Below are 25,299 nucleotides of genomic sequence, written 5' to 3' on the forward strand. Positions count from 1 at the left end.
GGAGCACACAACATGAGCGAACAAACATTGATGGCCGGCAAGGTCGTGGTCGTGACGGGCGCCGGCGGCGGCATCGGCCGTGACATCGCACTGGCGCTGGCCAAGTCCGGCGCCCGCGTGGTCGTCAACGACATCGGCGCGTCCGTCAGCGGCGAAGGCAACGACGCCGGCCCCGCGCAGAAGGTCGTCGACGAGATCAAGGCCCTGGGCGGCGAGGCCGTGGCCAACACCGACAGCGTCTCCGACTCGCGCAGCGGCGCCCGCATCGTGACCTCGGCCCTGGACAGCTTCGGCCGCATCGACGGCGTGGTGAACAACGCCGGCATTCTGCGCGACCGCTTCTTCCACAAGATGAGCGACGACGAATTCGACGCCGTCATCAAGGTCCACCTGTACGGCAGCTACTACGTGAGCCGCGCCGCCGCCACGCACTTCAAGGAGCAGAACTCCGGCGTGTTCGTGCACATGACCAGCACCTCTGGCCTGATCGGCAACTTCGGCCAGGCCAACTACTCGGCCGCCAAGCTCGGGCTCGCCGCGCTGTCCAAGTCCATCGCGCTGGACATGCAGAAGTTCAACGTGCGGAGCAACTGCATCGCCCCATTCGCCTGGAGCCGCATGATCGGTTCCATCCCGACCGAGACCGACGCTGAGAAGGCGCGCGTGGAACGCATCAAGCAGATGACGCCCGCCAAGATCGCCCCGCTGGCCGTGGCGCTGTGCAGCGATGCCTCGCAAGACACCAACGGCCAGATCTTCGCCGTGCGCAACAACGAGATCTTCCTGATCAGCCAGCCGCGCCCGGTGCGCTCGGTGCACCGCTCCGAAGGCTGGACGCCCGAGTCCGTGCTGAGCCACGCATTGCCGGCCATGAAGGCCAACTACTTCGGGCTGGACCGCTCGGGCGACGTGTTCACGTGGGATCCGGTCTGAGAGCCACAGCCTAGCGCCGACAGCCCGCGCCGGGGCGGGCTGTCGGAAACATGTGGCATGCCCCTTGCTGCTCGGCATTGTTCGAAGCGAACCCAAGGAGTCCACCGTGTCCAACACCCATCTTTCCCGCCGCGCCTTCGTCGGTGCAGCCTGCGCCAGCTCCCTCGTCGGCCCCGCATGGGCCGAAGAGAAGTTTCCCAGCCGCACCATCCGCATGGTGGCCGGCTTCCCGGCCGGTGGCATCACCGACATCGCCGCGCGCGCGCTGTCCGAGCGCATGGGCGCCATCCTCGCCACGCCAGTCGTCGTGGACAACCGCCCCGGCGCGAATTCCGCCATCGGCACCACGGCCGTGGCGCGTGCCCCGGCCGATGGCTACACGCTGGCCTTCGCCGGCAGCAATGCGATGGTGCTGAACCCGCTGCTCTACCGCAACCTGCCCTACAAGGTCGAGGATTTCGCCTTCCTCGGCTGCATGGGCAGCTCGCCCATGCTGTTGGTGGTGAGCCCTTCGCTCGGCGTGAAGACGCTGCAGGAATTCATCGACAGGGCCCGCGCCGCGCCCGGCAAGATCAACATGGCGCACGGCGGGCGCGGCGTGATCAACCACCTCACGCTCAAGTACTTCGAGAAGCAGAGCGGCACCGCGTTCCAGGACGTGCCCTACAAGGGCAGTGCGCCCGCCATCATCGACCTGGTGGGCGGCGTGGTGGACGGCTCGTTCGATTTCGGCGTCTCGGCCTTGCCGCACATCAAGTCCGGCAAGCTCATCGCGCTGGCCGTGACGAGTTCCGAGCGCATGGCCGCCTTGCCCGACGTGCCCACGCTCATGGAGTCGGGGGTGCCCCACTTCAACGTGCGCACCTACATGCTCATCGAAGGCCCCGCCGGCATGCCGGAGCCGGTGCGCAAGACCTTGGTGGATGCCATCCGTGCGGGCATCGAGACGCCGGCCCTGGTCGAGAAGTTCGCGCCGCAGGGCGTGTTCATCCAGTACGGCTCGCCGGAGTTCGTGGCGCAACTGGTGCGCTCGGAAACCGCGCTGTGGCAGCGCATCGTCACCGAGAGCCAGATCACGCCGTCCGACCTGGTTTGAGGGCCTGTTCGCCTTGACCGCCCATCTGCACGTCGAACCCGCGTCCGGCCTGATCACGCAGGAGCGCGTGATCCGGCTCGACGGTTTCAGCCCCGCCAGCGTGGTCACCGTCGAGGCCTGCAGCACGTGGAACGACGGCACGACCTGGCGCAGCCGCACGCGCTTCCTGGCCGATGCCGAAGGCCGTGTCGATCCGGCCCGCGACATGCCGCTGGACGGCTACGGCATGCCGTCGGCCATGGGCATCGTCTGGTCGATGGCGCCCGACAACCCGTCCGCCATGTTCCCGCCGTCGGGCACCGCGCCGCTGCAGATCGCCATCGCGGCCCGCGATGCGACCGGCCGCACCGCCAGCGCCACGCTGGAACAGACCTTCATCGCCCCTGGTGTGCGCTGCGAGGAGGTGCAGACCGAAGGCGTCAGCGGCGCGCTGTACCGGCCCGCCACGCCGGGGCTGCATCCCGTGCTGGTCTACCTGAACGGCTCCAGCGGCGGAATCAACCATGCGCGCGCGGCCTTGTTCGCGGCGCAGGGCTATGCCTGCCTGGCGCTCGGCGTCTTCAACTGCGAAGGCCGGCCGCGCTATATCTCGCGCACGCCGCTGGAGTACTTCGAGAATGCGCTGCAGTGGGTGCGCCGCACGCTGGCCCCGGCCGATGGCTTCGTCGCCATCGCCGGGATCTCGCGCGGCAGCGAGATGGCCCTGCTCAGCGCCGCGTACTTTCCGGCGCTGGTCTCGGCCGTGGTGGCCGTGGTGCCCACGTCCACCATCAATGGCGTGGCCAGCGCAGGGCAGCCCGGCGAGCCCCGCAGCGCCACCACCTGGACCTACCAGGGCCGCGACCTGCCCAACGTCTGGGAGCCCAGCGCCACGGCCGACTGGGGCCGCGCCGTGCCTTACCAGGACGAGGGCGTGCGCCAGGCGCCGGCCTTCGTGTCCACGCTCGAAGACCCCGCCGCCCTGGCACGTGCCAGCATTCCGGTGGAGCGCATCCGCTGCCCTGTGCTGCTGTTGTCGGCATCCGACGACGGCTTCTGGCCTTCCACGCTCTACGCGCAGCTGGTGCAGCGGCGGATGGCGGCGCCATGCCGCCACATCGACTACCGCGGCGCCGGGCACTACCTGTTCTATCCCGGCCTGCCCACCACTGTCATTGGCAAGACCCACGCGATGTCGGGCCAGCGCGTGTCGGCCGGTGGCGCGCCCGAGGCCAACGCGCTGGCCAACGCGGCGGCGGAGCGCGATGTGCTGCAGTTCCTGCGCGACGTGCGCGCGGGCACCGCCCTGTGAGGGCCGGCCTTACTTCAGGCTCTCCACCTTGCCGAAGGGCTCCATCTCCACGCCGTTGTAGCGCACCGGCTGCATCGCGGCCACGGCGTGCAGGTCCTCGGGGCTGTTGGCCACCGTCACGCCGGGCAGCAGCAGCTCGACCTTGGGGCTCTTGAGGTTGCTGGCGATGCGGCGGATGTTGTCGCGCGTGAGGTTGTCGCCGGCCTCGCGCAGCACGTGGGCCATGAGCTGCGCGGCGACGTAGCCCGTCACGCCGGAGCTGTTCAATGGGTCCACGCCGGGTGCATAGGTCTTGAGCAGCTCCTTGTAGGCCTTCATCTCCGGGTCGTTGTCCCAGTTCTTCGAGCCCGGGTCCTTGTAGTAGGCCAGCGAGATCGCGCCCTTGGCCTTGTCCGCACCGGCCGGCTCCATCGCCATCTTGACGGAGGCACCGGCGATGTTCACGTAGCGCTCGGGCGTCCAGCCCAGCTCGGCCACCTTGCGCAGCGCCTGCGCCGTGGTGCGCGCGGTGGAGGCCAGCACCAGCACGTCGGCACCCGAGGCCTTGAGCTGCACGATCTGGGAATCGACGGTCGGGTCGGTCACCTCGAAGGTGGCCTGCGCCACCAGGCTGGCGTTCTTGCCGGCCAGGCCTTCCTGCAGGCCCTTGAGGATCTCGCGGCCCAGGTCGTCGTTCTGCATCAGGATCGCGACCTTGGCGCCCGGCTTGCTGGTGGCGATGTGGTGGGCGAACACCTTGCCTTCGCCGCGGTAGCTGCCCAGCATGGGCGTGGTCCAGGGGTACTGCTTGGCGTTGTCGAACTGGCTGGCGCCGCTCTGCAGGAACAGCTGCGGCACCTTCTTGGCGTTCATGTAGCGCTGCACGGCGGTGTTGCTGGCCGTGCCCAGGCTGCTGAACCAGGCCAGGATCTGGTCCTGCTCGACCATGCGCCGCGCCACCTCCACCGTCTTCGGGGGCGAGTACTGGTCGTCGTAGACCAGCACCTTGATCTTGCGGCCGTTGATCCCGCCTTGCTCGTTGAGCTTCTTGAAGTAGGCCTCGGCCACCTTGCCGATGATCGAGTAGCCCGACACCGGGCCCGACAGCGGCATCGGCATGCCCAGCAGGATCTCGGTGTCGCTGGCGCCGGGGTCGTACTGCTTCTGGGCAAAGGCAGCGGGTGCCAGCAGGCTGGCGGCCAGGGCCGTGCTGGCGAGTGCGAGCGTGCGACGGGTGATGTGCATGGAGTCTCCGGTTGGCATGGTTCTGTGCGCCGACGGGTCGGCGCGGGTGGTCGACGACTATGGCGCCGGCCGAGCCCCGGCACCATGGCCGAAGCGATCACCGCATTGGCGCAATCGGTCTGTGAGACGCCTCTACGTCGCCTATGCGTCGCCTGTGCGCGCCTGGCCCGCGCGCGCGTCCGCCACCTTGCGCACCAGGTCCCAGGCGAGTTGCGCCACGGGCGCCAGCGCGCGGTGTTTGCGCCGCACCAGCACGATGCTGCGGTCGATGCGCGGCAGCAGCGGCCGCACCACCAGCCCCGGCAGCCCGGCCGGCGGCAGCGCCAGCGTGGGCACGACCGAGATGCCCAGACCGGCATCGAGCATGCGGAAGATCGTCGTCGGGTGCCCCACCTCCTGCGCCACGGGTGCCTGCACGCCGTGCTGGCGCAAGGCTTCGTCGATCAGCCGCCGGCTGCCCGAGGCGTGGTCGAGCAGCACCAGCGGCTCGCCGGCCAGCGCGGTCCAGCGCACGCTGCGGCGACGCGCCAGCGGGTGCTGGGCCGGGCAGACCAGGCAGAAGGGTTCGGCCAGGATGGTCTCGGCATGCAGCTCATCGCGCTGCGCCGGGTCGATCACCACGCCGAAATCGACCTCGCCCGACAGCACGCTGGCCAGCGCGTCGTGCTGGATGCGGTCCAGCAGCACCAACTCCAGCCCCGGGTGCTCCAGCCGACAGCGCGCGATGCAGTCGGGCAGCAGGTTGGCCGACAGCGTGGGGCTGCTGGCCACGCGCACGCGGCCCTGGCGCTGGGTGGCCAGGCCGCGCACGTCCAGCAGCACGGTGTCGAGCTCGTCCAGCACGCGGTCCAGCCGCGCGGCCAGGCTGCGGCCGGCCTCCGTCAGCACCACCTCGCGCGTGGTGCGGTCCAGCAGCTTCAGGCCCAGCTGCTGCTCCAGCTCGGTCACGCAGCGGCTCACGGCCGGCTGGGTCAGGCCGATCTGGTCGCCAGCACGCGTGAAGCTGGCCTGCGCCGCCACGGCCTGGAACACACGCAACTGGCGCAGGCTCACATTCATGCGGCCGAATCATAAATTCATCAGATCAATCCATTTCTCTTTGGTGCGGCAACGCGGTCCAATCGCGTCATTCCTGTTTTCCCGCTCCGACCATGGCCCGCTCCCGCCTGCTGCCCGACAACTTCACGCTCTACCTCGTCACCACCGTGGTGCTGGCCAGCCTGCTGCCAGCGTCCGGCCGCTTCGCCCAGGCGCTGGAAGTGGCCACCACCGTGGCCGTGAGCCTGCTGTTCTTCCTGCACGGCGCCAAGCTGTCGCGCCAGGCCATCGTGGCCGGCATCGGCCACTGGCGGCTGCACCTGGTGGTGGTGGCCAGCACCTTCGTGCTGTTCCCGCTGCTGGGCTGGGCGCTCCGCCCTGTGCTGCAGCCGCTGGTCACGCGCGATCTGTACACCGGCATCCTGTTCCTGTGCGCGCTGCCGGCCACGGTGCAGTCGGCGATCGCCTTCGTGTCGATGGCGCGCGGCAACATCCCGGCTGCGGTCTGCAGCGCGTCCGCCTCCACGCTGCTGGGCGTGGCGTTCACCCCGCTCGTGGTGGGCCTGCTGCTGACGCAGAACGCCGCCATGGGCGACCCGCTGGACGCCATGGGCCGCATCGGCCTGCAGCTGCTGCTGCCCTTCATCGTCGGCCACCTGCTGCGGCCCTGGCTCGCCGGCTTCCTGCAGCGCCGCGCTTCGGTCATGAAGGTGGTGGACCAGGGCTCCATCCTGCTGGTGGTTTACGCCGCCTTCAGCCACGCGGTGATCGACGGCCTGTGGACGCAGGTGCCGCTGTCTGCGCTGGCCGGCCTGCTGGTGGTCTGCGCCGTGCTGCTGGGCCTGGTGCTGACGATCACCACCTGGAGCGCGCGCCGCATGGGCTTCTCGAAAGAGGACGAGATCACCATCGTCTTCTGCGGCTCCAAGAAGAGCCTGGTCAGCGGCGTGCCCATGGCCAACGTGCTGTTCGCGGCCAACGTGGCTGGCGCCATCGTGCTGCCGCTGATGCTGTTTCACCAGATGCAGCTGATGGTGTGCGGGGTGCTGGCGCAGCGCTATGCGCGGCGGACCGCCGACAGTCCGGCCGCGCCCAAGCCCGCGCTGCCGAAGGGTGACACACGCGCGGGTTGACTGCGTCGCTCAAGGGCTGCGCCGCCGAGCGGTCGGTCGGTCCCGTGGCGATGGGGTGGCGGGCGCGCGGCCGTCGGCGGATCGCGTCCTACACTGCGGCGCGCGAGACCGAGGGTCCGCTCTGTGTTCCACCCCTCACCGATAGGCTTGCGCAGTATGGACATCGAGTTGAACGTCAACGAAGAGCGTTGGCTGCAGTTTCGGGACTTCAGTGTGAAGGCTGTCTCGGTCGTCGCCAGCGAATTCCCCAGGCCGGTGGCTCTGGACAGGGATGAGCTGCTGGCGCCGCTGGCCCGCTGCGTCAAACAGGAGCAGTTCGTCTGCGTGGAGACGCTCAAGCGCCGCCGCCAAGCGCGGGCGATGGTTGTGCGCGATCGCGTCGCCACGGCAGAGCAGCGGGCGCGCGCTCTGCTGACGCTGGACGCTGCCGCGGGCGCCGAGGACACCGCCACCTGGAAGGTGGATTTCCGGCGGGCGGTGGAGCAAGCCGCAGAACAGCTCGACCAGAACCCGCGCTACCGTCTCTTGTGGGAGCTTGACAGGGATCTGCCGCCTAAAACGGCAGCGCCTCGGCAGGACGACGCACCCTACGACGCACGTTCCTTTGTGCGCCTGTGGCACCTCGTGTCAGCGTCGAGCACACTCCATGACCAACTGGTGGAAGCGTTCGCCTCTGAGCTGCATCCGCTGCTGCGTGAGCGCGACGTCGTGGTGGACCGATCCGGGCTGCTCGACCTGGCGGCCTATGTACTGGACGGCACGCTGGAACACGGCTTGCAGCAGTCACTCGATGACGCATCGCCAGACTGGCTGCAAACGCCCGACGGACTGCCCAGTGACAACCCGGCCGCCATGGCGCTGCTCGAGGCGTTGACGCAGCGGGAATTCGACGCGGCCTGCGAGGGCGTGGCGCTGCACGACGGCGCGCAGGTCCACGCCCTGCGCGCGCGCCACCGGCTGTGGGAGGACCGCCAGGAAACGCTGGACGGAACGATCGACTACCTCGTCGATGCCGGCATCCTTGTGGTCAAGCCCAACGACGACGCCACGCGCTACACACTGTCGCCCCGCATGGTGGCGCCGTTGATGTCGGCCAAAGCAGCCGGCAGTGGCGGCTCGGGGTTCACCTTGCTGTCGACGTTGCGCAAGACGAGCGGCGACACGTTCAAGGAACTCGCGAAGGAGGGCGCGCAGATCCTGTTCACGTCGGCCACCATCGGTTTGGGCAAGCTTGTCTTGGAGAAGTGGTAGCGCGCTTTCGGCGCGGCCTACACGCCCGCCCTACAGCAGCCGATCCGCAAAACTGAAATTCGCCAAATGCCGCACCAGCTCCGCCGCCAACCTGGGCAGCGGCTGGCCGGCGCGGTTGACGATCTTGGTCTCGCGCTGGGCCCAGGCGTCGGTCAGCGGCACCAGCGCCAGTTTCAAGGTGCGCGCATGGCGCGCCGCCGACGAGCGCGGCAGGATGCCGATGCCCACGCCGGCTTCCACCAGCAGGCAGATGGATTCGAAGCTAGACACCTGGATGCGGAACTCCAGGTTGCGCCCCATCTGGCGCGCCAGCGGCGGCAGGAAGTTGGCCAGCGCGCTGCCCTCGGCCAGCGAGATGTGCGGCTCGTCCAGCGTCTGCACGAAGTCCATGCGCGGCAGCGCCGCCATCGGGTGCCGGGCCGGCACCACCACGACCAGCTCGTCGGCCACGAAATCGCGCACTTCCAGGCCCTGGGTGTCCACGTTGCCGGCCACCAGGCCGATGTCGGCATGCGCTTCGTGGATCGCCATCACGATCTCCTGGCTCAGCCGCTCGCGCAGGTCGATGCTGACGTCCTTGTGCTGCGCCAGGAAGCTGGCCAGCGCGGAGGGCAGGGCGCTCGTGATCGAGGTGGTGTTGGCCAGCACGCGCACGTGGCCCTTGGCGCCCTGGGCGTAGTCGCGCAGGTCGATCTTCAGGTGGTCCACCTGCTGCAGCACCTTGCGTGCGTGGTGCAGCAGCGCCTCGCCAGCCGGGTTCAGTTCCACGCCCTGGGGCTTGCGGTAGAACAGCTTGGCGCCGATGTTGTCTTCCAGCTGCTTGATGCGCGTGCTGGCCGCGGCCAGCGAAATGCAGGCGCGCTCGGCGCCGCGCCGCAGGTTGGATTCCTCGGCGACGAAGACGAACAGACGGAGGTCGAACAGGTCGAAGTGCATGGTGGGGCCGCGAGCGTACCGCACCGCGCGAACACCCCCTTTGCCAAAAACTGATGGCCGCCGGGCCGGTGCGGTGCCATCCTCGCCGCTCTGGCAGCTGCCCACAACAAGCCCATCAGGAGACACGACCATGCCGCACCCCTTCCACCGCCCCGTCCGCCGGGGCCTGCTGGCGGGCCTGTTGGGCGCCGCCGCACTCGCCGCCGCACCGGCCTGGGCGCAGCAGCAGCCCGTGCGCCTGGTCGTCGGCTACGCGGCCGGCGGCCCGGTCGACACGGCCGCGCGCCAGTTCGCGCAAGTGTTCGGCCGCGAGCTGGGCCGCACGGTGATCGTGGAGAACAAGGCCGGCGTGGCCGGCGCGCTGGGCGGCGAGGCCGTGGCGCGCGCCACGCCCGACGGCAGCGTGCTGTACTTCGGCGCCAGCCCCACGCTGACGATCAGCCCGCACGTGATCAAGACCATGCCGTTCGACACGGTCAAGGACCTGACGCCGCTGTCTCCGGTGCTGACCTACGCCAATGCGCTGGTCATCAACAAGGATCTGCCGATCAAGACCCTCAAGGAGCTGATCGCGTATGCGAAGGCCAACCCGGGCAAGGTGTCGTACGGCTCGGCCGGCATGGGGGCGTCCAACCACCTGTCCGGCGAACTGTTCGCCAAGCAGAGCGGCCTGACGATGACGCACGTGCCCTACAAGGGCAACGCGCCGGCCATGACCGACGTGATCGGCGGCCAGCTGACCATGATGTTCGACATCGTCAGCACCGCGCGCAACTACATCCAGACCGGCCGCGTGCACCCGCTGGTCGTCACCTCGCGCACCCGCAATGCCTCGCTGCCCGACGTGCCCACCATGCGCGAAGCCGGCCTGCCCGGCTACGAGGTGATCGGCTGGTACGGCGTCTACGGCCCGGCCCACATGAAGACCGAGCAGGTGGCGCTGGTCAACACCGCCGTCAACCGCACGCTGGCCGACGAGGGCCTGCGCAAGCTGTGGGCCGAGCAGGGCTACGACATGTGGAACGGCGCGCCCGCCGTGCTGGCCGAGCAGCAGCGCAAGGACCTGGAGATGTGGCGTGGCGTGACCAAGGACATCAAGTTCGAATGAGCGCCGCCATGCCCAAGCACCTCGTTCCCTGGATCGCCGCGTTGGCCTTTGCCGCACCTGCCTTTGCGCAAGACGCCTGGCCCACCAAGGCCGTCACCATCATCGTGCCGGCCGCGCCCGGCGGCACCACCGACATCGTCGCGCGGCTGCTGGCCGACGGCCTCTCGCGCGCCTGGGGCCAGAGCGTGGTGGTCGACAACAAGGCCGGCGCGGCCGGCATCATCGGCACGCAGCAGCTGGTGCGCTCCGCGCCCGACGGCTACACGCTGATCATGGGCAACATCGGGCCCAACGCGATCAACTACAGCCTGTACAAGAAGCTGCCCTACAAGGCCACCGACTTCGCCCCCGTGACGCTGGCCGTCTCGGTGCCCAACGTGCTGGTGGTCAACGCCGACTCGGGCATCACGAGTGCCAAGGACCTGATCGCCAGGCTCAAGGCCGAACCGGCCAAGCATGCCTTCGGCTCCTCCGGCAAGGGCCAGTCGCCGCACCTGTCGGGCGAGATGTTCCTGCAGCGCACGGGCACAAAGGCGGAGCACGTGGCCTACAAGGGCGCTGGCCCGGCCGTGGCCGCGCTGCTGGCCAACCAGTACACCTTCATGGTGGACAACCTGCCCAGCTCGATGGCGCAGATCCAGGGCGGCAAGTTCCGCGCGCTGGCGTTGACGGGCGCCACGCGCAGCCCGCAGCTGCCCGACGTGCCCACCATGGCCGAGGCCGGCGTGCCCGACATGGTGGTCACCGCCTGGTTCGGCCTGGTGGCGCCGGCCGGCACGCCGCCGGCGGTAGTGAACAAGATCCAGCAAAGCGCCCGCCAGGTGCTGCTGGCACCCGAGAACGCGCAGCGCCTGCGCGCCATGGGCGCCGAACCCGGTGGCAACACGCCCGAGGAGTTCGCCCGCTTCATCGACGCCGAACGCGCGCGCTGGCACAAGACCGTCGAGGCCGCCGGGCTCTCGATGGACGAATGACTTTCAACCGACCCTGATGGACCCGACATGATCCGCGACCCAGAAATCACCCAGGCCTTCCTCGACAGCGTGCGCAGCTTCGTCAACGAGCGCCTGATCCCGGCCGAGAACGCCGTGGCCGAGACCGACCAGATCCCCGAAGACATCGTCCAGGAGATGAAGGCCATGGGCCTGTTCGGCCTGACCGTGCCCGAGGAGTACGGCGGCCTGGGCGTGACGATGGAAGAAGAGTCGCTGATCATGTTCGAGATGGGCCGCACCTCGCCGGCCTTCCGCTCGCTGTTCGGCACCACGGTGGGCATCGGCTCGCAGGGCATCCTGATCGACGGCACGCAGGCGCAGAAGGACCACTACCTGCCCAAGCTGGCCAGCGGCGAACTCACCGCCAGCTTCGCGCTGACCGAGCCCGAGGCCGGCTCCGACGCGGGCTCGCTGCGCACCTCGGCACGCAAGGCAACGGATGACAAGGGCGACCACTACATCGTCAATGGCAGCAAGCGCTTCATCACCAACGCGCCCACCGCCGGCATCTTCACGCTGATGGCGCGCACCGACCCGAACAACAAGGGCTCGGGCGGCGTCTCGGCCTTCATCGTCGATGCCAAGTCGCCCGGCATCACGGTCGGCAAGCCCGACAAGAAGATGGGCCAGCGCGGCGCCCACACCGCCGACGTGAACTTCGACAACGTGCGCGTGCCGGCCGAGAACATCATCGGCGGCAAGGAAGGCATGGGCTTCAAGACCGCGATGAAGGTGCTGGAGAAGGGCCGCATCCACATCGCCGCGATCTGCGTGGGCGCGGCCGAGCGCATGCTGGAAGACGCGCTCAAGTACGCCATGGAGCGCCGCCAGTTCGGCCAGCCCATCGCCGAATTCCAGCTGGTGCAGGCCATGCTGGCCGACAGCAAGATGGAAGCGTACGCCGCGCGCTGCATGGTGATCGACGCCGCACGCCGCCGCGACAACGGCGAAAACGTCTCCACCGAAGCCTCCTGCTGCAAGCTGTTCGCCTCCGAGATCTGCGGCAAGGTGGCCGACCGCGCGGTGCAGATCTTCGGCGGCTCGGGCTACGTGGCCGACCATGGCATCGAGCGCTTCTACCGCGACGTGCGCCTGTTCCGCCTGTACGAAGGCACGAGCCAGATCCAGCAGTTGGTCATCGCACGCAACATGATCAAGGCGGCGAGCTGATCCAGTCGCCGGCCTGACGACAACAACGACGGAGACAAGACATGACCCCACAGCCGCTGCGCGCGCTGTTCGGCGAGCGGCTGCGCCTGCCGCTGATCGCCGCCCCGATGTTCCGCGTGTCGGGGCTGGACCTCACGTTGGCGGCCTGCCGCGCCGGTGTGGTCGGCTCCTTCCCCACGGTCAATTGCCGCGGCATCGCCGAGCTGGACCAGTGGCTCACGAGGCTGAGCACCGAGCTCGGCCCGCAGGACGCACCGTTCTGCCCCAACCTCATCATGCGGCGCGAGAACCTGCGCGAGGAGCTGGCCTGCCTGCTGCGCCACCGCGTGGAACTCGTCATCACCAGCGTGGGCGCGCCCGACCCGGTGGTGGCGCCGCTGCACGACATCGGCTGCCGCGTGCTGGCCGACGTGGCCTCGGTGCGCCATGCCGAGAAAGCGATTGCGGCCGGCGTCGACGGCTTGGTGCTGCTGACGGCCGGCGCGGGCGGGCAGACCGGCTGGGCCAACGGCCTGGCCTTCGTGCGCGCGGTGCGCGCGTTCTACGACGGCCCGGTGGTGCTGGCCGGCGGCGTGTCCGACGGCGCGGCGCTGCTGGCTGCGCAGGTGGCCGGCTGCGACCTGGGCTACATGGGCACCAAGTTCATCGCCACCGACGAGAGCATGGCCGAGGACGGCCACAAGCAGATGCTGGTGGACAGCCGTCTCGACGACGTGCTGCTCTCGCGCGCGTTCACGGGCCTGGAGACCAACACGCTGATCCCGTCCATCGTGGCCGCGGGCCTGGACCCGAAGGCCCTGCCGAGCGACATGACCGCCGAGCGCGCGAACGCGCTGTACGGCAGCGGCGGCGAGACCAGCATCCGGCGCTGGCGTGACATCTGGAGCGCGGGCCACAGCGTCTCGGGCGTGGACCGGCGCGGCAGCGTGGCCGCGCTCGTGGAGCAGACGGCCGCCGAGTACCGCGCTGCGGCGCAAGCAGCCATGGCCTGGCTGCCGGGAGCGGCCCGATGAGCGCCGCGCACCAGCACCCCACCTACTGCGGCCTCGTGCTGCGCGCGCTCGCGCGCTTCCCCGAGCGCGTGGCCTTCCAGACCGCCGAGCGCCAGGTGCGCTACGCCGAGGCGGCGCACTTCATCGGCCGCACCCAGGCCGTGCTGCAGGCCTGTGGCCTGCAACGCGGCCAGCGCGTGGCGCTGCTCAGCGCCAACCGCTGGGACAGCTGGTGCGCCGGCGTGGCGGCCCAGGCCCTGGGCGCCGTCGTCACCTCGCTGCACCCGCTGGGCGCGCTCGATGCCCACCTCTACCAGCTGGCCGACGCCGAGGCCAGCCTGCTCATCGTCGACGCGGCGGGCTTCGGCGAGCGCGGCGGCGAACTGGCCGCGCGCTGCCCCGACCTCCAGGTGCTCACGCTGGGGCCGGCCGGCTATGGGCAGGACCTGCTGCGCCTGACAGACGCCCACGGCACGGCCAGCGCGCTGGACCTCTCGCAGCCGGGCGGCATCGCCACGCTGAACTACACGGGCGGCACCACGGGCCAGCCCAAGGGCGTGGTCAAGACCTCGGCCGCCAACGCGCTGATGTCGCTGACCGTGATGGCCGAGTTCGAGCTGCCGCGCCGCCCCAGCTTCCTGGCCGTGGCGCCGATCAGCCACGTGACCGGCACCAACGTGCTGCCCGTGCTGTGCAAGGGCGGCACCGTGCACCTGCTCGAGCGCTTCGACCCGGAGCGGCTGCTGGCCACCATCGCGCGCGAACGCATCAACTTCGCGCTCATGGTGCCCACCATGGTCTATGTGCTGCTGGACCATCCTGGCCTGGGCCAGCACGACCTGTCGTCTCTGGAGCTGGTGCTCTACGGCGCCTCGCCCATGTCGCCCGCGCGCCTGGGCGAAGCTCTGGCCCGCATCGGCCCCGTGTTCTCGCAGCTGTATGGCCAATCGGAGTGTTACCCGATCGCCGCGCTGCCCAAGGCCGACCACGACCCCGCGCGCCCGCACCTGCTGGCCGCCTGCGGCTTCGCGAGCGCGGCCTGCGAGGTCGCGCTACTCGACGACCAGCTGCAGCCGGTGCCGCAAGGCGAGGCCGGCGAGATCTGCGTGCGCGGCGGCATGGTGATGAGCGAATACTGGCGCCAGCCCGAGCGCACGGCCGAGGCCCTGGCCGGCGGCTGGCTGCACACGGGCGACGTGGCGCGCCGCGACGAGGAGGGGCGGTTGTACATCGTCGACCGCAAGAAGGACATGGTGGTCTCGGGCGGCTTCAACGTCTACCCGCGCGAGGTCGAGGATGTGCTGAGCAGCCATCCTGCCGTGGCGCAGGCCGCGGTGATCGGCGTGCCCGATGCCAAGTGGGGCGAGGCGGTGAAGGCCGTGGTCGTGCTGCGGCCGGGCCAGCAGGTCGAGGCCGAGACGCTGATGGCGCTGGTGCGCGAGCGCAAGGGTGCGCTGCATGCGCCCAAGCAGGTCCAGTTCGCGGACGTGCTGCCGCAGACGGCGCTGGGCAAGATCGACAAGAAGGCGCTGCGGGCGCAGGAATGGGCCGGCAGCGGCCGCAACGTGGCCTGAGCCACGCACACCACAACAACCGGAGACCACATGCCTGACATCTCTTCGGCGCGCCGCACGCTGTGCGCCGCGCTGGTCGGCGGCTGGGCGTTCGCGGCAGCGGCGCAGTCCGCCGACCCGGCGCCCGACTTCCCGAGCAAGCCCGTGCGCATCATCGTGAACTCGGGCCCCGGCGTGTCCACCGACATCCTGGCGCGCCAGATCGGCGCGCGCCTGGCCGAGCAGTGGAAACAGCCTGTCGTGGTCGAGAACAAGCCCGGCGCCAGCGGCACCCTGGGCGCGGACTTCGTGGCCAAGAGCCCGGCCGACGGCCACACCCTGCTGATCGGCGTCACCAACCTCGTGCAGACGCAGTTCCTGATGCGTTCGCTGCCCTACGACTTCTCGCGCGACCTCAAGCCCGTGGCGCTGCTGGCACGCGGCCCCAACGCGCTCGTGGTGGCCGCCAACGCGCCCATCAACACGCTGGCCGAGTACATCGCGCTGGTGAAGTCGCAGCCGGGCAAGCATGCTTACGGCACCTATGGCAACGGCACCACGGCCCACATCTGGGGCGAGACCTTCCGCCGCCAGGCCGGCCTGGACACCGTGCACGCGCCGTTCAAGAGTTCGGCGCAGATGCTGACCGATGTGACGGGCGGCCAGATCGGTGCGGCCTGGCCCGACCTGGCATCGGCCATGGGCCTGATCCAGGGCGGCAAGCTCAAGGTGCTGGCGGTGACGGGCAGCCGCCGCCACCCGAACCTGCCCCAGGTGCCGACCTTCGCCGAGCAGGGCATCACCGGCCTGGAACCCTATGGCTGGTACGGCATCCTGGCGCCCAGCGGCACGCCTGAGGCGGTGGTGCGCAAGCTGTCGGCGGCCTGGGTCGATGCGGTGCATTCGGCGCCCATCCACGCCCGCATGGTCGAGATGGGCCTGGTGCCGGCCGGCGATCCGTACGACGCCTTTGCCGCCATGCTGCGCACCGATACGCCCGTCTGGGGCAAGGCGATCAAGGACGGCGGCATCACGATCGACTGAGGTGCGTGCGAACATGGCCGGTTCCTTGAACACAGGAGCTGCCATGCCCACCACCATCGAGCACTTCGCCCCGGTCCGCGCCAAGACGCCACCACTGTCCTCTGCCACGCGCGTGGGCGACCTGGTCTTCGTTTCCGGCACGCCCGGCTACCACGACGACGGCCGCATCGACGAAGACGACTTCGCCGCCCAGTTCGACCAAGCCCTCGTGAACCTGCGCGCCATCCTGGCCGAGGCCGGCAGCAGCCTGCGCGGCATCGCCAAGGCCAACGTGCTGCTCACGCGCGCGCAGGACGTGGCCGAGATGAACGTGCGCTATGCACTGGCCTTCGGGCCCGCGCCGTTCCCGGCGCGCACGACCTGCGTGGTGGCCGCGCTGCCCGATCCGCGCATGCTGATCGAGATCGAGTGCGTGGCGGTGGTGCAGGGTCGGGCCGGTTCATAGGCCTGGCGCGTGCCGCACGGCTGCAAGGCGCGCGGCGCAGCTGCCGGGCGCTGCATGCCCGGCCCATGCGTCAGTCGATCACGCCGCGCTGGAATTCCTCACGCGACAGGCCGCGGTCGCCGTTGCTGTCGATCTCGTCGAAGCGCTCGGCGACCACCGGCAGGCGTTGCGCCTCCTCGCGGCTGAGCCGGCCATCGCCGTTGGCATCGGCACGGTCGAAGGCCGCATTGGCGCGCTGGTGGGCCGCATCCCGCGCGGCGCGGGGCGCGCCCTGCTGCATCTGGGCCTGCACCAGGCTGCCGTGGTCGCGCGCGTGCACCGCGGCGCCCGTGCCTCCCATCACCAGAGCGGCGAACAGGGCCAGGCTGTGTTCTTCGAAGCGGGCGAGGGGACGGAACTTGCGCATGCGAAACCGGTGATCGGAGTGGTCGAGCCGCCATTGCAGCAAACGCGCGCGCGGGGCGCCAGCACTCTTGCGCCCTGTTGCCGCCCTCACAACTGGCCGCGCGACTTCACATTTGGAAGCGGCAAAATGCCCGCCTTTGCATCCAGGGGAACGACACATGGGCCAGCGCCTCACGCAGATCGCCACGCGCACGGGCGACGACGGCAGCACCGGGCTGGGTGACAACACCCGCGTCGGCAAGGACAGCCTGCGCATCACCGCCATCGGGGAGGTCGACGAACTCAACTCGCACCTGGGGCTGCTGCTGTGCGAGCCGCTGCCCGCCGCGGTGCGCGAACTGCTCGTGGACGTGCAGCACCAGCTGTTCAACCTGGGCGGCGAGCTGTCGATCCCGGGATTCGAGCTGCTCAAGCCCGAGGCCCTGCTGCAGCTCGACCAGGCCCTGGCCGACCACAACGCGCAGCTGCCACGCCTGGCCGAGTTCATCCTGCCGGCCGGCACGCGCGCCGCCTCGCAGGCGCATGTGTGCCGCACCGTGGCGCGCCGGGCCGAGCGCGCGGTGGTCGCGCTGGGCCGCGTAGAGGCCGTGCGCGAGGCACCCCGGCACTACCTGAATCGGCTGTCGGACCTGTTGTTCGTGCTGGCGCGCGTGGTCAACCGCATGGACGGGGGCGACGACGTGTACTGGAAGAGCGAGCGCATGGCGCGCGACGCGGGCGACAACGCCGACTGAAGACGGGCGCTGGCCGCAGGGCGCCGCCGCGACGGGGGCCACTGCGATGGTTTTGTAGCGAGCGATCTAGAATGCGTTCTTCATCGATCGCCGGATGCCGTGCAGCCCATGCCCTCGCGCAACGAAAGCAATGAACGCAAGCGCCCGTGGCTGGCCGGCTTGCTCTGGGCCGGCCTCACCGTGACCATCTTCGCCGGCTGGTTCGTCGTCACGCGCTTCAGCGTGACGCGCGAACTGCGCCTGTGGGATGTCACCGCGTTGCGCTTCGGCGTCGGCGCGCTGCTGCTGTCGCCGTCCTTGCTGCGCCGCGGCCACCGGCTGCCGGCCGCGCGCTGGGGCGAAGGCCTGCTGTATGCCTGCCTGTGGGGCCTGCCCTTCGTGCTGCTGGTGGCGTTCGGCCTGCAGCGCACCTCGGCCGGCCAGGCCGCCGCCATCGCGCCGACGCTGATGCCGGTGTTCGCCGCATTGTTCGCCTGGGCGGTGCTCAAGGAGCCGCAGGGCCGGGTGCGCTGGCTGGGCCACGGCATCATCGTGGCGGGCATCGCGTGCATGGTCGCCGCCGGGGCGGCGGCACACGGCATGGCCGATCCGCTGGGGCTGGCGGCGCTGGCATGCGGGTCGTCCATGTGGGCGGTCTACACGCTGCTGTTCCGCCGCAGCAGCCTCACGCCCGTGCAGTCCGCCGCACTGATCTGCGTGTGGTCGGCCGTGCTGTTCCTGCCGGTCTACGTGCTGGGCGGGTTGAGCCGGCTGGGCCAGGCCTCGGGCGCCGAGATCGCGCTGCAGGTGCTGTACCAGGGCGTGCTCATGAGCGGCGTGGCGATCGTCTCGTTCAACCGCGCCGTGGCGCTGCTGGGGCCGGCGGCAGCCTCGGCCATCATCGCGCTGATCCCGGCCGTGGCCGCGCTGGCCGCCATTCCCGTGCTCGGCGAATGGCCGGCGCCGGCCGAGGCCCTGGCACTGGCCTGCGTCGTCGGCGGCGTGCTGCTGTCCGCCCGCCGGGTTCCTTCCATCACCACCACCACCAACGGAGACCGCACACCATGATCCGCTTCTACTTCCACCCGACCCCCAACCCGGCCAAGGTCGCGCTGTTCCTCGAGGAAACCGGCCTGGCCTGCGAGACCGTCCCGGTCGACACGAGCAAGGGCGAGCAGCACACGGCGGCGTTCCGCGCGGTCAATCCGAATGGCAAGGTGCCGGCCATCGTCGACACCGAAGGCCCGGGCGGGCGCGAGGCGCGCGTGTTCGATTCGACCGCCATCCTGCTGTACCTGGGCGAGAAAACCGGGCAGCTGATGGGCCTGCCTGCCGACCGGCCCGAGCTGCTCTCTTGGCTGATGTTCATCGCCTCGGGCCTGGGGCCGTTCTCGGGCCAGTCGGTGCACTTCCAGCATGCCGCGCCGGCCGGGCTGGACTACGCCGTCACGCGCTACCGGCGCGAGGCCGAGCGCCACTACCAGGTGCTGGACCAGCACCTGCAGGGTCGCGACTTCATCGTGGGGGACCAATACACCATCGCCGACATCTCGGCCTGGGGCTGGATCGACCGGGCCGCGCGCGTGCGCAAGGGCGAGGCCGAGCCGCTGGCGCCGTTCCCCGCGCTGCAGCGCTGGTACGCCGCCGTGGATGCGCGCCCGGCCACGGCGCGCGCCCGCGCCATGCTGAAGAGCCACGCCTTCAAGAGCGTCAACGACGACGAGACCAAGCGCGCGCTGTTCCCCACCAACTACGCCCCCATCGTCTGATCGCGGGCCGGCAGCCCAGCGCACGCGACAGGAGGAAGGAACCGTGGCCCGCCCCCGCCAGTTCGACGAAGCCGCCGCGCTCGATGCGGCGATCCGCTGCTTCTGGTCGCGCGGCTACGCGGCCACCTCGGTGCGCGATCTGGCCGAGGCCATGGGCATCACCGGCCCCAGCCTGTACAACGCCTTCGGCGACAAGCGGGCGCTGTACCTGAAGGCCATCGACCACTACGTGGAGAACGGCTTTTGCGACCGCGTGCGGCGCTTCGAGCACCAGCTTGCGCCGCACGCGGCGATCGCCGCGTTCTTCGACGAGATCGTCGCGCTGTCGCTGGCGGACACCGAGCACAAGGGCTGCCTGGTGGTGAACTCGGCGCTCGAGGTCGCGCCGCACGACGCGGAGTTCCAGCTGGCGCTGGCGGCGGTGCTTGGCGACATGGAAGCGTTTTTCCTGCGCTGCGTGCAGGCCGGGCAGGCCGACGGCACGGTGCATGCCGCGCAGCCTGCTGCCGACCTCGCACGCATGCTGCTGGGCCTGCTGATGGGCCTGCGGGTGCTGGCGCGCGCGCGGCCCGAGCCTGCCCTTCTGCGCGGCATGGTCCGGCCGGTGCTGGCGCTGCTGCAGGCCGGCGTCAGCGCGGCGCCAGCACCGCCATCGTGATGCGCGAGACGCAGGTCAGCTCGCCCGCCTCGTTGGCCAGGTCGATCTGCCACACGTGGGTGCTGCGGCCCATGTGCACCGGCCGCGCGGTGCCGGTGACCCACCCGCTGGTGGCGCCGCGCAGGTGGTTGGCATTGATGTCCAGGCCCACGGCGCGCCAGTCCTCGGGCGTGGCGTAGGCCGCGCCGCAGGAGCCCAGCGTCTCGGCCAGCACCACGCTCACGCCGCCGTGCAGCAGGCCGTAGGGCTGGCGCGTGCGCACGTCGACCGGCACGCGGCCGCGGATGAAGTCGTCGCCGACCTCCAGGAACTCGATGCCCAAGTGCTCGACGGCCGTGCCGCGGTTTCCTTGGGTCAGGATGTCGACGGAGATCGGCTTTTTCCAGATGGGCATGGCGGGCGGAGTCAATGAACAGAAGGGCGCCACTATAGGAGCGCCGACGACGCGCCGCTGCTCCGCTGGCGACATGCGCCTACGCAGGCGCGCGGCGCACGAGCGGGGTGTGGCGGGCGGCGCAGCGCGACACTATGGCGATGCGCGCCCGCAAGACCCGGAAGATCCCCCTGATGGCGGCTGCGGCCGTGCTCGCCGCCGCCGCGTTGGCGCTGTGGTGGTGGCTGCCCTCTGAGGCCGCGCTGGCCCAGCGCGTCGCGGCGCAGGCCAGCACCGCACTGGGTGTGCAGGTGCGGGTGGGTGCGCTGCACTGGCAGTTGTTGCCGCGCCCGCAGGTCAGCCTGCACGACGTGGCCACTGCGCAGGAGCAGCCGATCGAGCTGCGCCGCCTGGTCATCGAACCGCGCCTGCTGCCGCTGTTGCGGGGCCATGTGGCGCTGGACCGCGTGGTGCTCGACGGCGCGCGGGTGGTGCAGCAATCCCTGCGTGGCCTGGGCGGCGGCCAGCCGAAGTCCGGCGCCCCGGATCTGGACGTGGCGCGGGTCGAGTTCAACGATGTGACGTGGGTGTCGCACAGCGGCGTGGCCGTGGCCTATTCGGGTGAGGCCGACATCGGCGCCGGCCTGCGCCTGCACGAGGCCCGGCTGTGGCGGCCCGACCAGCAGCCGCCCGCCGACCTGCACATCCTGCGCGAGACGGCCGATGCGCAAGACCCGACGCAGCGCTTCAGCCTGCAGGCGCGCGTGGGCGGTGGCACGGCCGAGGGCCAGGCCCGTGTGCTGGTGCAACCCGGTGGGCGGCTGCGGCTGGAGGGCGAACTGTCGCCGCGCAAGGTGGAGGTGCAGGCCGCGCTGAACAGCTTCCACCGCGATTCGCCCGTGGCCGGCCGGGCCGACGGCGAGACCCGTTTCGCCGCCGAGGGCGACAACCCGCTGGCGCTGGCGCAGACCCTGCACACCGAGACCCGCTTCACCATCCAGCCCGCCACCGTGCTGCGCTTCGACCTGGACCGCGCCATCGAGACCTTGGGCCGCGAGCATGCCGGCCAGACCAGGCTCGACCGGCTGACCGGCAGCGTGCAAACCCAGAACACGCCCGCGCAGGGCATGGCGATCCGCTTCCTCCACATCAAGGCCGAGGCAGGGCGCCTGAGCGCCAGCGGCTCCGCGCTGCTGCAGCGGCGCCAGTTGCAGGCCACCGCGGCCATCGACATCGTCGACGGCCTGGTCGGCGTGCCGATGCGCATCGAGGGGCCACTCGGCCAGCTCAAGGTGACGGTGTCCAAGGCGCCGCTGGTGGGCGCGGTGGCCGGCACCGCGGTGCTGCCGGGCGTGGGCACGGCCATCGGCGCGGCCATCGGCCGGCTGTTCGGCGGCGACGATGCGCCGACGCCTCCGCCCGCTCCAGCGCCGCGGCGGTGACGGCTGCCGCGCCTATCATGCGCGGCACCAGAACCAGACCGGAGACATGCCCGCCATGGCGCCCACACCGCCCGCCGAACGCACCCCGCACATCACGCGTTACCTGGATTGGCTGCAGCACACGCGCGGCCTGGCGTTTGCCGACTACGACGCGCTGTGGCGCTGGTCCACCACCGACCTGGAAGGCTTCTGGCAGAGCATCTGGGACTACTTCGCCATGGAGTCGCCCACGCCGCACCACGCCGTGCTGGCCAACGACGCCATGCCGGGCGCCGAGTGGTTTCCCGGCGCGCAAACCAATTACGCGCGCCAGGTGCTGCGCCATGTGGACGCGGCGCACGCGGCCGGCTGCCCGGCCATCGTCAGCGACAACGAGCGCGGCCAGCGCCGTGAACTCTCCTGGCCGGACCTGCAACGCCAGGTGGCAGCGCTGGCGCTGCACCTGCGCGCGCAGGGGGTGCAGCGCGGCGACCGCGTGGCCGCCTACCTGCCCAACATCCCGGAGACCATGGTCGCCTTCCTGGCAGTGGCCAGCATCGGCGCGGTGTGGAGCGTCTGCGCGCCCGACATGGGCCAGGCCGCGGTGCTCGACCGCTTTCGCCAGATCGAACCGGTGGTGCTGATCGCCTGCGACGGCGTGACCTACGGCGGCCGCGACCTGGACCGCACGCAGACCGTGGCCGAGTTGCGCGCCGCCCTGCCCAGCGTGCGCCAGCTTCTGGTGCTGGACAACCTGGGCGGCCTGCCCCCCGTGCCCGGCAGCCAGCCGCTGGCCGCGGTGCTGGCACGCGCCGATGCCCAGACGGCTGCGTTCGAACCCGACTGGCTGCCGTTCGACCACCCGCTGTGGATTGTCTACTCCAGCGGCACCACCGGCCTGCCCAAGCCCATCGTGCACGGCCATGGGGGCATCGTCGTGGTGGCGCTGGCGCTGTCCACGCTGCACAACGACGTCGGCTGCAGCTACGAGGGGGAGGGCGCACGCTTTCTCTGGTACAGCACCACGGGCTGGATCATGTGGAACTGCCAGGTCGCGGGCCTGCTGGCCGGCACCACCTGCTGCATCTTCGACGGCAGCCCGGGCGGCAGCCGCGAGCAGCCCGACTGGGAGGTGCTGTGGCGCTTTGCCGAAAGCACGGGCGTGACCTTCTTCGGTGCCGGCGCGGCCTACTTCGCCAACTGCATGAAGGCCGGCGTGGACCTGTCGCGCTACCCCGGCCTGGCGCGCGTGCGCGCGCTGGGCACCACCGGCTCGCCGCTGGCGGAAGACGTGCAGCGCTGGGGCACGGCGCAGTTCCAGCGGCTGGGCGTGCAAGACATCTGGTGGTGCAACGTCTCGGGCGGCACCGACTTCGCGGGCGGCTTCATCGGCGGCCTGCGCACGCTGCCGCTGGTGCCGGGCAAGATGCAGTGCCGCATGCTGGGCTCGGCCGTCGAGGCCTGGAGCGACGCAGGCCAGCCGCTGGTCGGCGAGGTCGGCGAACTGGTCTGCACGCGGCCCATCCCCTCGATGCCGCTGTACTTCTGGAACGACGCGGGCGACGCGCGCTACCTGGCCAGCTACTTCGACACCTTCCCCGGCGTGTGGCGCCATGGCGACTGGCTGCGCGTGGATGCCGACGGCAGCTGCGTCATCTTCGGCCGCAGCGACGCCACCATCAACCGCCACGGCCTGCGCATGGGCACGAGCGAGATCTACAGCGCCATCGAGGCCTTGCCCGAGGTGCTGGACGCGATGGTGGTCGACCTGGAATACCTCGGACGCCCCAGCTGGATGCCGCTGTTCGTCGTGCTGCGCGAAGGCACGGTGCTGGACGAGGCGCTCAAGGGCCGGCTCAACGACGCCGTGCGCCGCGCACTGTCGCCGCGCTTCGTGCCCGACGCCATCTTCCAGGTGCCCGAGATCCCGCGCACGCTGTCGGGCAAGAAGCAGGAGCTGCCGATCAAGAAGCTGCTGCTGGGCCAGCCGGCGGACAAGGTGCTGAACCGCGGCACCATGGCCAACCCAGGCTGCCTGGCCTGGTACGAGCAGTTCGCGCGCGATCGCGCGGCACAGGGCTGAGGCTTGCAGGACCGGCTGTTTCCCGAGGAAGAAGCGCCCACCGCGCCGGCACCGCGGCCTGCGCCTGCAGCAGCGCCTGCAGCAGCGCCCCAGGCCGAGCCGCCGCTCAGGCGCTCACGCGTCCGCCCCGTTGCGCCTGTGCCCTGGCCCGAGGAGCTCAGCGCCCTGGCCGCGCGCCTGCCCGAGCGCCTGCATCTGGGCACCTCGTCCTGGTCGTTCCCGGGGTGGAATGGCTTGGTGTGGGATGGCGAGTACACCGAGTCGATGCTGGCCCGCCGCGGCCTGGCCACTTACGCCCAGCACCCGTTGATGCGCACCGTCTCGCTCGACCGGGCGTTCTACCAGCCGCTGACCGTGGCGCAGTACGCGGCCTACGCCGAGCAGGTGCCAGCGGATTTCCGCTTCGTGGTCAAGGCGCCCGCGCTCGTGGCCGACGCGCTGGTGCGCCGCGAGGACGGCCAGGGCATGCGCGCCAACGACGCTTTTCTCGACCCCGGCCTGGCTTGGTCGGCCTTCGTCGAACCGGCGTTGCAGGGCCTTGGCACCAAGGCCGGTGCACTGGTGTTCCAGCTGAGTCCGCTGCCGCCGGCCCTGCTTGCCCGCATGCCGCAGTGCATCGCGCGGCTCGGCGCCATGCTGGCGGCGCTGCCGCCGCTGGCACAGCTGCACGCCCAAGCGCCGGACCTGGTGATCGCCGTCGAAGTGCGCAACGCCGAGTGGCTGGTGGCGGCCTTCGCCGAGGCACTGCGGGCCGGCGGTGCCACCTATTGCCTGGGCGGCCACGCCAAGTTGCCGCCGATCTCCGAGCAGCTGCCGGTGCTGCGTGCGCTGTGGCCGGGCCCGCTGGTCTGCCGCTGGAACCTGCACCGTGCCCACGGCGCCTACGGCTACGAAGAGGCCAAGGCGCTGTACCTGCCGTTCGACAAGCTCGTCGATCCCGACCTGGAGACCCGTGCCGCGCTGGCCCGCGTGGCGCGCGCGACCACGGCTGCGGGCCACCACGCCTACCTCACGATCGGCAACAAGGCCGAGGGCTCGGCGCCGCTGACGGTGGCAGCGATGGCGCGGCTGCTGGCCGACTGATCAGCGCTGCCCGTCGTGGACGGACACGTTTTCCTTGAGCAACCCGCCCAGGCGCGAGTGCACGCGCCCGCCCGTGCCCATCACCAGCGCGAACAGGATCTCCTTGGGCCGCGGCGCATCCTGGATGCCGACCTCGATGCTGTTGAAGTGGCTGCGCACGTAGCTGGCATGGATGTTGTGCACCGGCACCATCAGCCGGTAGCCGGCGCCGGCCACCGCCTTGGACGCCGGCACCATCGCCTTGGGCTCGCCCAGCACGCTGCGCATGGCCCAGCCGCCGGCCTCGTGCCAGACGGCGCCGTGCTCCATCTCGCCGTCCACCCCGACGATGGCGGCCTTGCTGTAGACCTCCACCTTGTCGCGGCCCAGCGTGTCCACGAGCTCCTGCGCCAGCAGCGTGCCCAGGCTGCGCAGTTCGGCCATGAAGGGCATGAGGTCGGGCTCGTAGCGGCCCGCATAGGGGTTGCGGATGACGGCGCAGGACGCGGCCAGCTTCAGCGGCACGTCCACCGGCGGGCCACCTTCGTGGTAGATGGTCTCGATGGTCAGGCTGCGCTTGCGGATCTCGATCAAAGACATTGGGCT

Annotated in this window: 25 protein-coding genes; 19 read left to right on the forward strand and 6 right to left on the reverse strand. The window is 70.5% G+C overall.

Annotation, left to right across the window (positions count from 1 at the left end):
• Positions 1–12: 12 nt before the first annotated feature.
• From DES41_RS30075 to DES41_RS30085, 3 genes are all read left to right on the forward strand, one after another.
• Complete coding sequence (locus DES41_RS30075) at positions 13–933, forward strand: SDR family NAD(P)-dependent oxidoreductase (RefSeq protein WP_114471306.1); 921 nt, start codon at positions 13–15, stop codon at positions 931–933.
• A gap of 106 nt (positions 934–1,039) precedes the next feature.
• On the forward strand, positions 1,040–2,029 hold the full coding sequence (locus DES41_RS30080) for a Bug family tripartite tricarboxylate transporter substrate binding protein (RefSeq protein WP_245965927.1): 990 nt from the start codon (positions 1,040–1,042) through the stop codon (positions 2,027–2,029).
• 13 nt (positions 2,030–2,042) lie between these two features.
• Positions 2,043–3,320, forward strand: a complete 1,278-nt coding sequence (locus tag DES41_RS30085) for an acyl-CoA thioesterase/bile acid-CoA:amino acid N-acyltransferase family protein (RefSeq protein WP_114471307.1) — start codon at positions 2,043–2,045, stop codon at positions 3,318–3,320.
• 9 nt (positions 3,321–3,329) lie between these two features.
• Here DES41_RS30085 and DES41_RS30090 read toward each other — a convergent pair whose 3' ends face one another.
• Both DES41_RS30090 and DES41_RS30095 read right to left on the reverse strand, forming a co-directional pair.
• Positions 3,330–4,544: an ABC transporter substrate-binding protein gene (locus tag DES41_RS30090; RefSeq protein ID WP_170168321.1), complete on the reverse strand. Its 1,215-nt coding sequence runs from the start codon at positions 4,542–4,544 to the stop codon at positions 3,330–3,332.
• A gap of 141 nt (positions 4,545–4,685) precedes the next feature.
• Positions 4,686–5,603: a LysR family transcriptional regulator gene (locus DES41_RS30095; RefSeq protein WP_114471309.1), complete on the reverse strand. Its 918-nt coding sequence runs from the start codon at positions 5,601–5,603 to the stop codon at positions 4,686–4,688.
• Between the two features lie 92 nt (positions 5,604–5,695).
• Here DES41_RS30095 and DES41_RS30100 point away from each other — a divergent pair, with 92 nt between their 5' ends.
• Both DES41_RS30100 and DES41_RS30105 read left to right on the forward strand, forming a co-directional pair.
• Positions 5,696–6,715 carry a bile acid:sodium symporter family protein gene (locus DES41_RS30100; protein ID WP_114471310.1) on the forward strand — a complete coding sequence of 340 codons (1,020 nt, stop codon included), beginning with the start codon at positions 5,696–5,698 and terminating at the stop codon, positions 6,713–6,715.
• 156 nt (positions 6,716–6,871) lie between these two features.
• Positions 6,872–7,966 (forward strand): hypothetical protein, encoded by a 1,095-nt coding sequence (locus tag DES41_RS30105; protein ID WP_114471311.1) that lies wholly within the window; start codon positions 6,872–6,874, stop codon positions 7,964–7,966.
• A 30-nt stretch (positions 7,967–7,996) separates the two neighbouring features.
• Here the strand turns inward: DES41_RS30105 and DES41_RS30110 are convergent, their stop codons facing one another.
• Positions 7,997–8,902 (reverse strand): LysR family transcriptional regulator, encoded by a 906-nt coding sequence (locus tag DES41_RS30110; protein ID WP_114471312.1) that lies wholly within the window; start codon positions 8,900–8,902, stop codon positions 7,997–7,999.
• A gap of 130 nt (positions 8,903–9,032) precedes the next feature.
• Between DES41_RS30110 and DES41_RS30115 the strand changes: the two genes are divergently transcribed.
• The 7 genes from DES41_RS30115 to DES41_RS30145 are packed head-to-tail and all read left to right on the forward strand — an operon-like array spanning position 9,033 to position 16,209.
• Positions 9,033–10,010: a Bug family tripartite tricarboxylate transporter substrate binding protein gene (locus DES41_RS30115; protein WP_114471313.1), complete on the forward strand. Its 978-nt coding sequence runs from the start codon at positions 9,033–9,035 to the stop codon at positions 10,008–10,010.
• 8 nt (positions 10,011–10,018) lie between these two features.
• Positions 10,019–10,984, forward strand: a complete 966-nt coding sequence (locus DES41_RS30120; RefSeq protein ID WP_114471415.1) for a Bug family tripartite tricarboxylate transporter substrate binding protein — start codon at positions 10,019–10,021, stop codon at positions 10,982–10,984.
• Positions 10,985–11,011: 27 nt separating this feature from the next.
• Entirely contained in the window at positions 11,012–12,175 is a 1,164-nt protein-coding gene (locus DES41_RS30125; protein WP_114471314.1) for an acyl-CoA dehydrogenase family protein, read from the forward strand.
• 41 nt (positions 12,176–12,216) lie between these two features.
• A complete protein-coding gene (locus DES41_RS30130) occupies positions 12,217–13,188 on the forward strand; it encodes an NAD(P)H-dependent flavin oxidoreductase (protein ID WP_114471315.1) in 972 nt (323 codons plus the stop codon).
• On the forward strand, positions 13,185–14,741 hold the full coding sequence (locus DES41_RS30135; RefSeq protein WP_114471316.1) for an AMP-binding protein: 1,557 nt from the start codon (positions 13,185–13,187) through the stop codon (positions 14,739–14,741). The genes DES41_RS30130 and DES41_RS30135 overlap by 4 nt, the downstream gene beginning before the upstream one ends.
• A gap of 30 nt (positions 14,742–14,771) precedes the next feature.
• Complete coding sequence (locus DES41_RS30140) at positions 14,772–15,764, forward strand: Bug family tripartite tricarboxylate transporter substrate binding protein (protein ID WP_114471317.1); 993 nt, start codon at positions 14,772–14,774, stop codon at positions 15,762–15,764.
• A 43-nt stretch (positions 15,765–15,807) separates the two neighbouring features.
• Entirely contained in the window at positions 15,808–16,209 is a 402-nt protein-coding gene (locus tag DES41_RS30145) for a RidA family protein (protein ID WP_114471318.1), read from the forward strand.
• A 70-nt stretch (positions 16,210–16,279) separates the two neighbouring features.
• Here DES41_RS30145 and DES41_RS30150 read toward each other — a convergent pair whose 3' ends face one another.
• A complete protein-coding gene (locus tag DES41_RS30150) occupies positions 16,280–16,615 on the reverse strand; it encodes an EF-hand domain-containing protein (protein ID WP_114471319.1) in 336 nt (111 codons plus the stop codon).
• Positions 16,616–16,772: 157 nt separating this feature from the next.
• On the opposite strand from DES41_RS30150, the gene DES41_RS30155 reads away from it, so the two are divergent.
• From DES41_RS30155 to DES41_RS30170, 4 genes are all read left to right on the forward strand, one after another.
• Positions 16,773–17,348 carry a cob(I)yrinic acid a,c-diamide adenosyltransferase gene (locus DES41_RS30155; protein WP_114471320.1) on the forward strand — a complete coding sequence of 192 codons (576 nt, stop codon included), beginning with the start codon at positions 16,773–16,775 and terminating at the stop codon, positions 17,346–17,348.
• 108 nt (positions 17,349–17,456) lie between these two features.
• Positions 17,457–18,395: a DMT family transporter gene (locus DES41_RS30160; protein ID WP_114471321.1), complete on the forward strand. Its 939-nt coding sequence runs from the start codon at positions 17,457–17,459 to the stop codon at positions 18,393–18,395.
• Positions 18,392–19,096 carry a glutathione S-transferase family protein gene (locus tag DES41_RS30165; protein ID WP_114471322.1) on the forward strand — a complete coding sequence of 235 codons (705 nt, stop codon included), beginning with the start codon at positions 18,392–18,394 and terminating at the stop codon, positions 19,094–19,096. Before DES41_RS30160 ends, DES41_RS30165 begins: the two co-directional genes overlap by 4 nt.
• Before the next feature lie 43 nt (positions 19,097–19,139).
• On the forward strand, positions 19,140–19,754 hold the full coding sequence (locus tag DES41_RS30170) for a TetR/AcrR family transcriptional regulator (protein ID WP_114471323.1): 615 nt from the start codon (positions 19,140–19,142) through the stop codon (positions 19,752–19,754).
• On the opposite strand, the gene DES41_RS30175 is transcribed toward DES41_RS30170, so the two are convergent.
• Positions 19,726–20,148 (reverse strand): hotdog fold thioesterase, encoded by a 423-nt coding sequence (locus DES41_RS30175; RefSeq protein ID WP_114471324.1) that lies wholly within the window; start codon positions 20,146–20,148, stop codon positions 19,726–19,728. The two genes, DES41_RS30170 and DES41_RS30175, sit on opposite strands and share 29 nt — an antisense overlap.
• Before the next feature lie 173 nt (positions 20,149–20,321).
• Between DES41_RS30175 and DES41_RS30180 the strand changes: the two genes are divergently transcribed.
• Genes DES41_RS30180 through DES41_RS30190 form a run of 3 tightly spaced genes read left to right on the forward strand, consistent with a single transcriptional unit; the run spans position 20,322 to position 24,714 of the window.
• Positions 20,322–21,569: an AsmA family protein gene (locus tag DES41_RS30180; protein ID WP_245965928.1), complete on the forward strand. Its 1,248-nt coding sequence runs from the start codon at positions 20,322–20,324 to the stop codon at positions 21,567–21,569.
• 55 nt (positions 21,570–21,624) lie between these two features.
• Entirely contained in the window at positions 21,625–23,631 is a 2,007-nt protein-coding gene (locus DES41_RS30185) for an acetoacetate--CoA ligase (protein ID WP_114471417.1), read from the forward strand.
• 3 nt (positions 23,632–23,634) lie between these two features.
• Positions 23,635–24,714 (forward strand): DUF72 domain-containing protein, encoded by a 1,080-nt coding sequence (locus DES41_RS30190; RefSeq protein ID WP_114471325.1) that lies wholly within the window; start codon positions 23,635–23,637, stop codon positions 24,712–24,714.
• Here DES41_RS30190 and DES41_RS30195 read toward each other — a convergent pair whose 3' ends face one another.
• Positions 24,715–25,293, reverse strand: a complete 579-nt coding sequence (locus DES41_RS30195; protein ID WP_114471326.1) for an amino acid synthesis family protein — start codon at positions 25,291–25,293, stop codon at positions 24,715–24,717.
• Between the last annotated feature and the right edge of the window lie 6 nt (positions 25,294–25,299).

The organism is Pseudorhodoferax soli (genome assembly GCF_003337555.1).
In the GTDB taxonomy this organism is placed as follows: domain Bacteria; phylum Pseudomonadota; class Gammaproteobacteria; order Burkholderiales; family Burkholderiaceae_C; genus Pseudorhodoferax; species Pseudorhodoferax soli.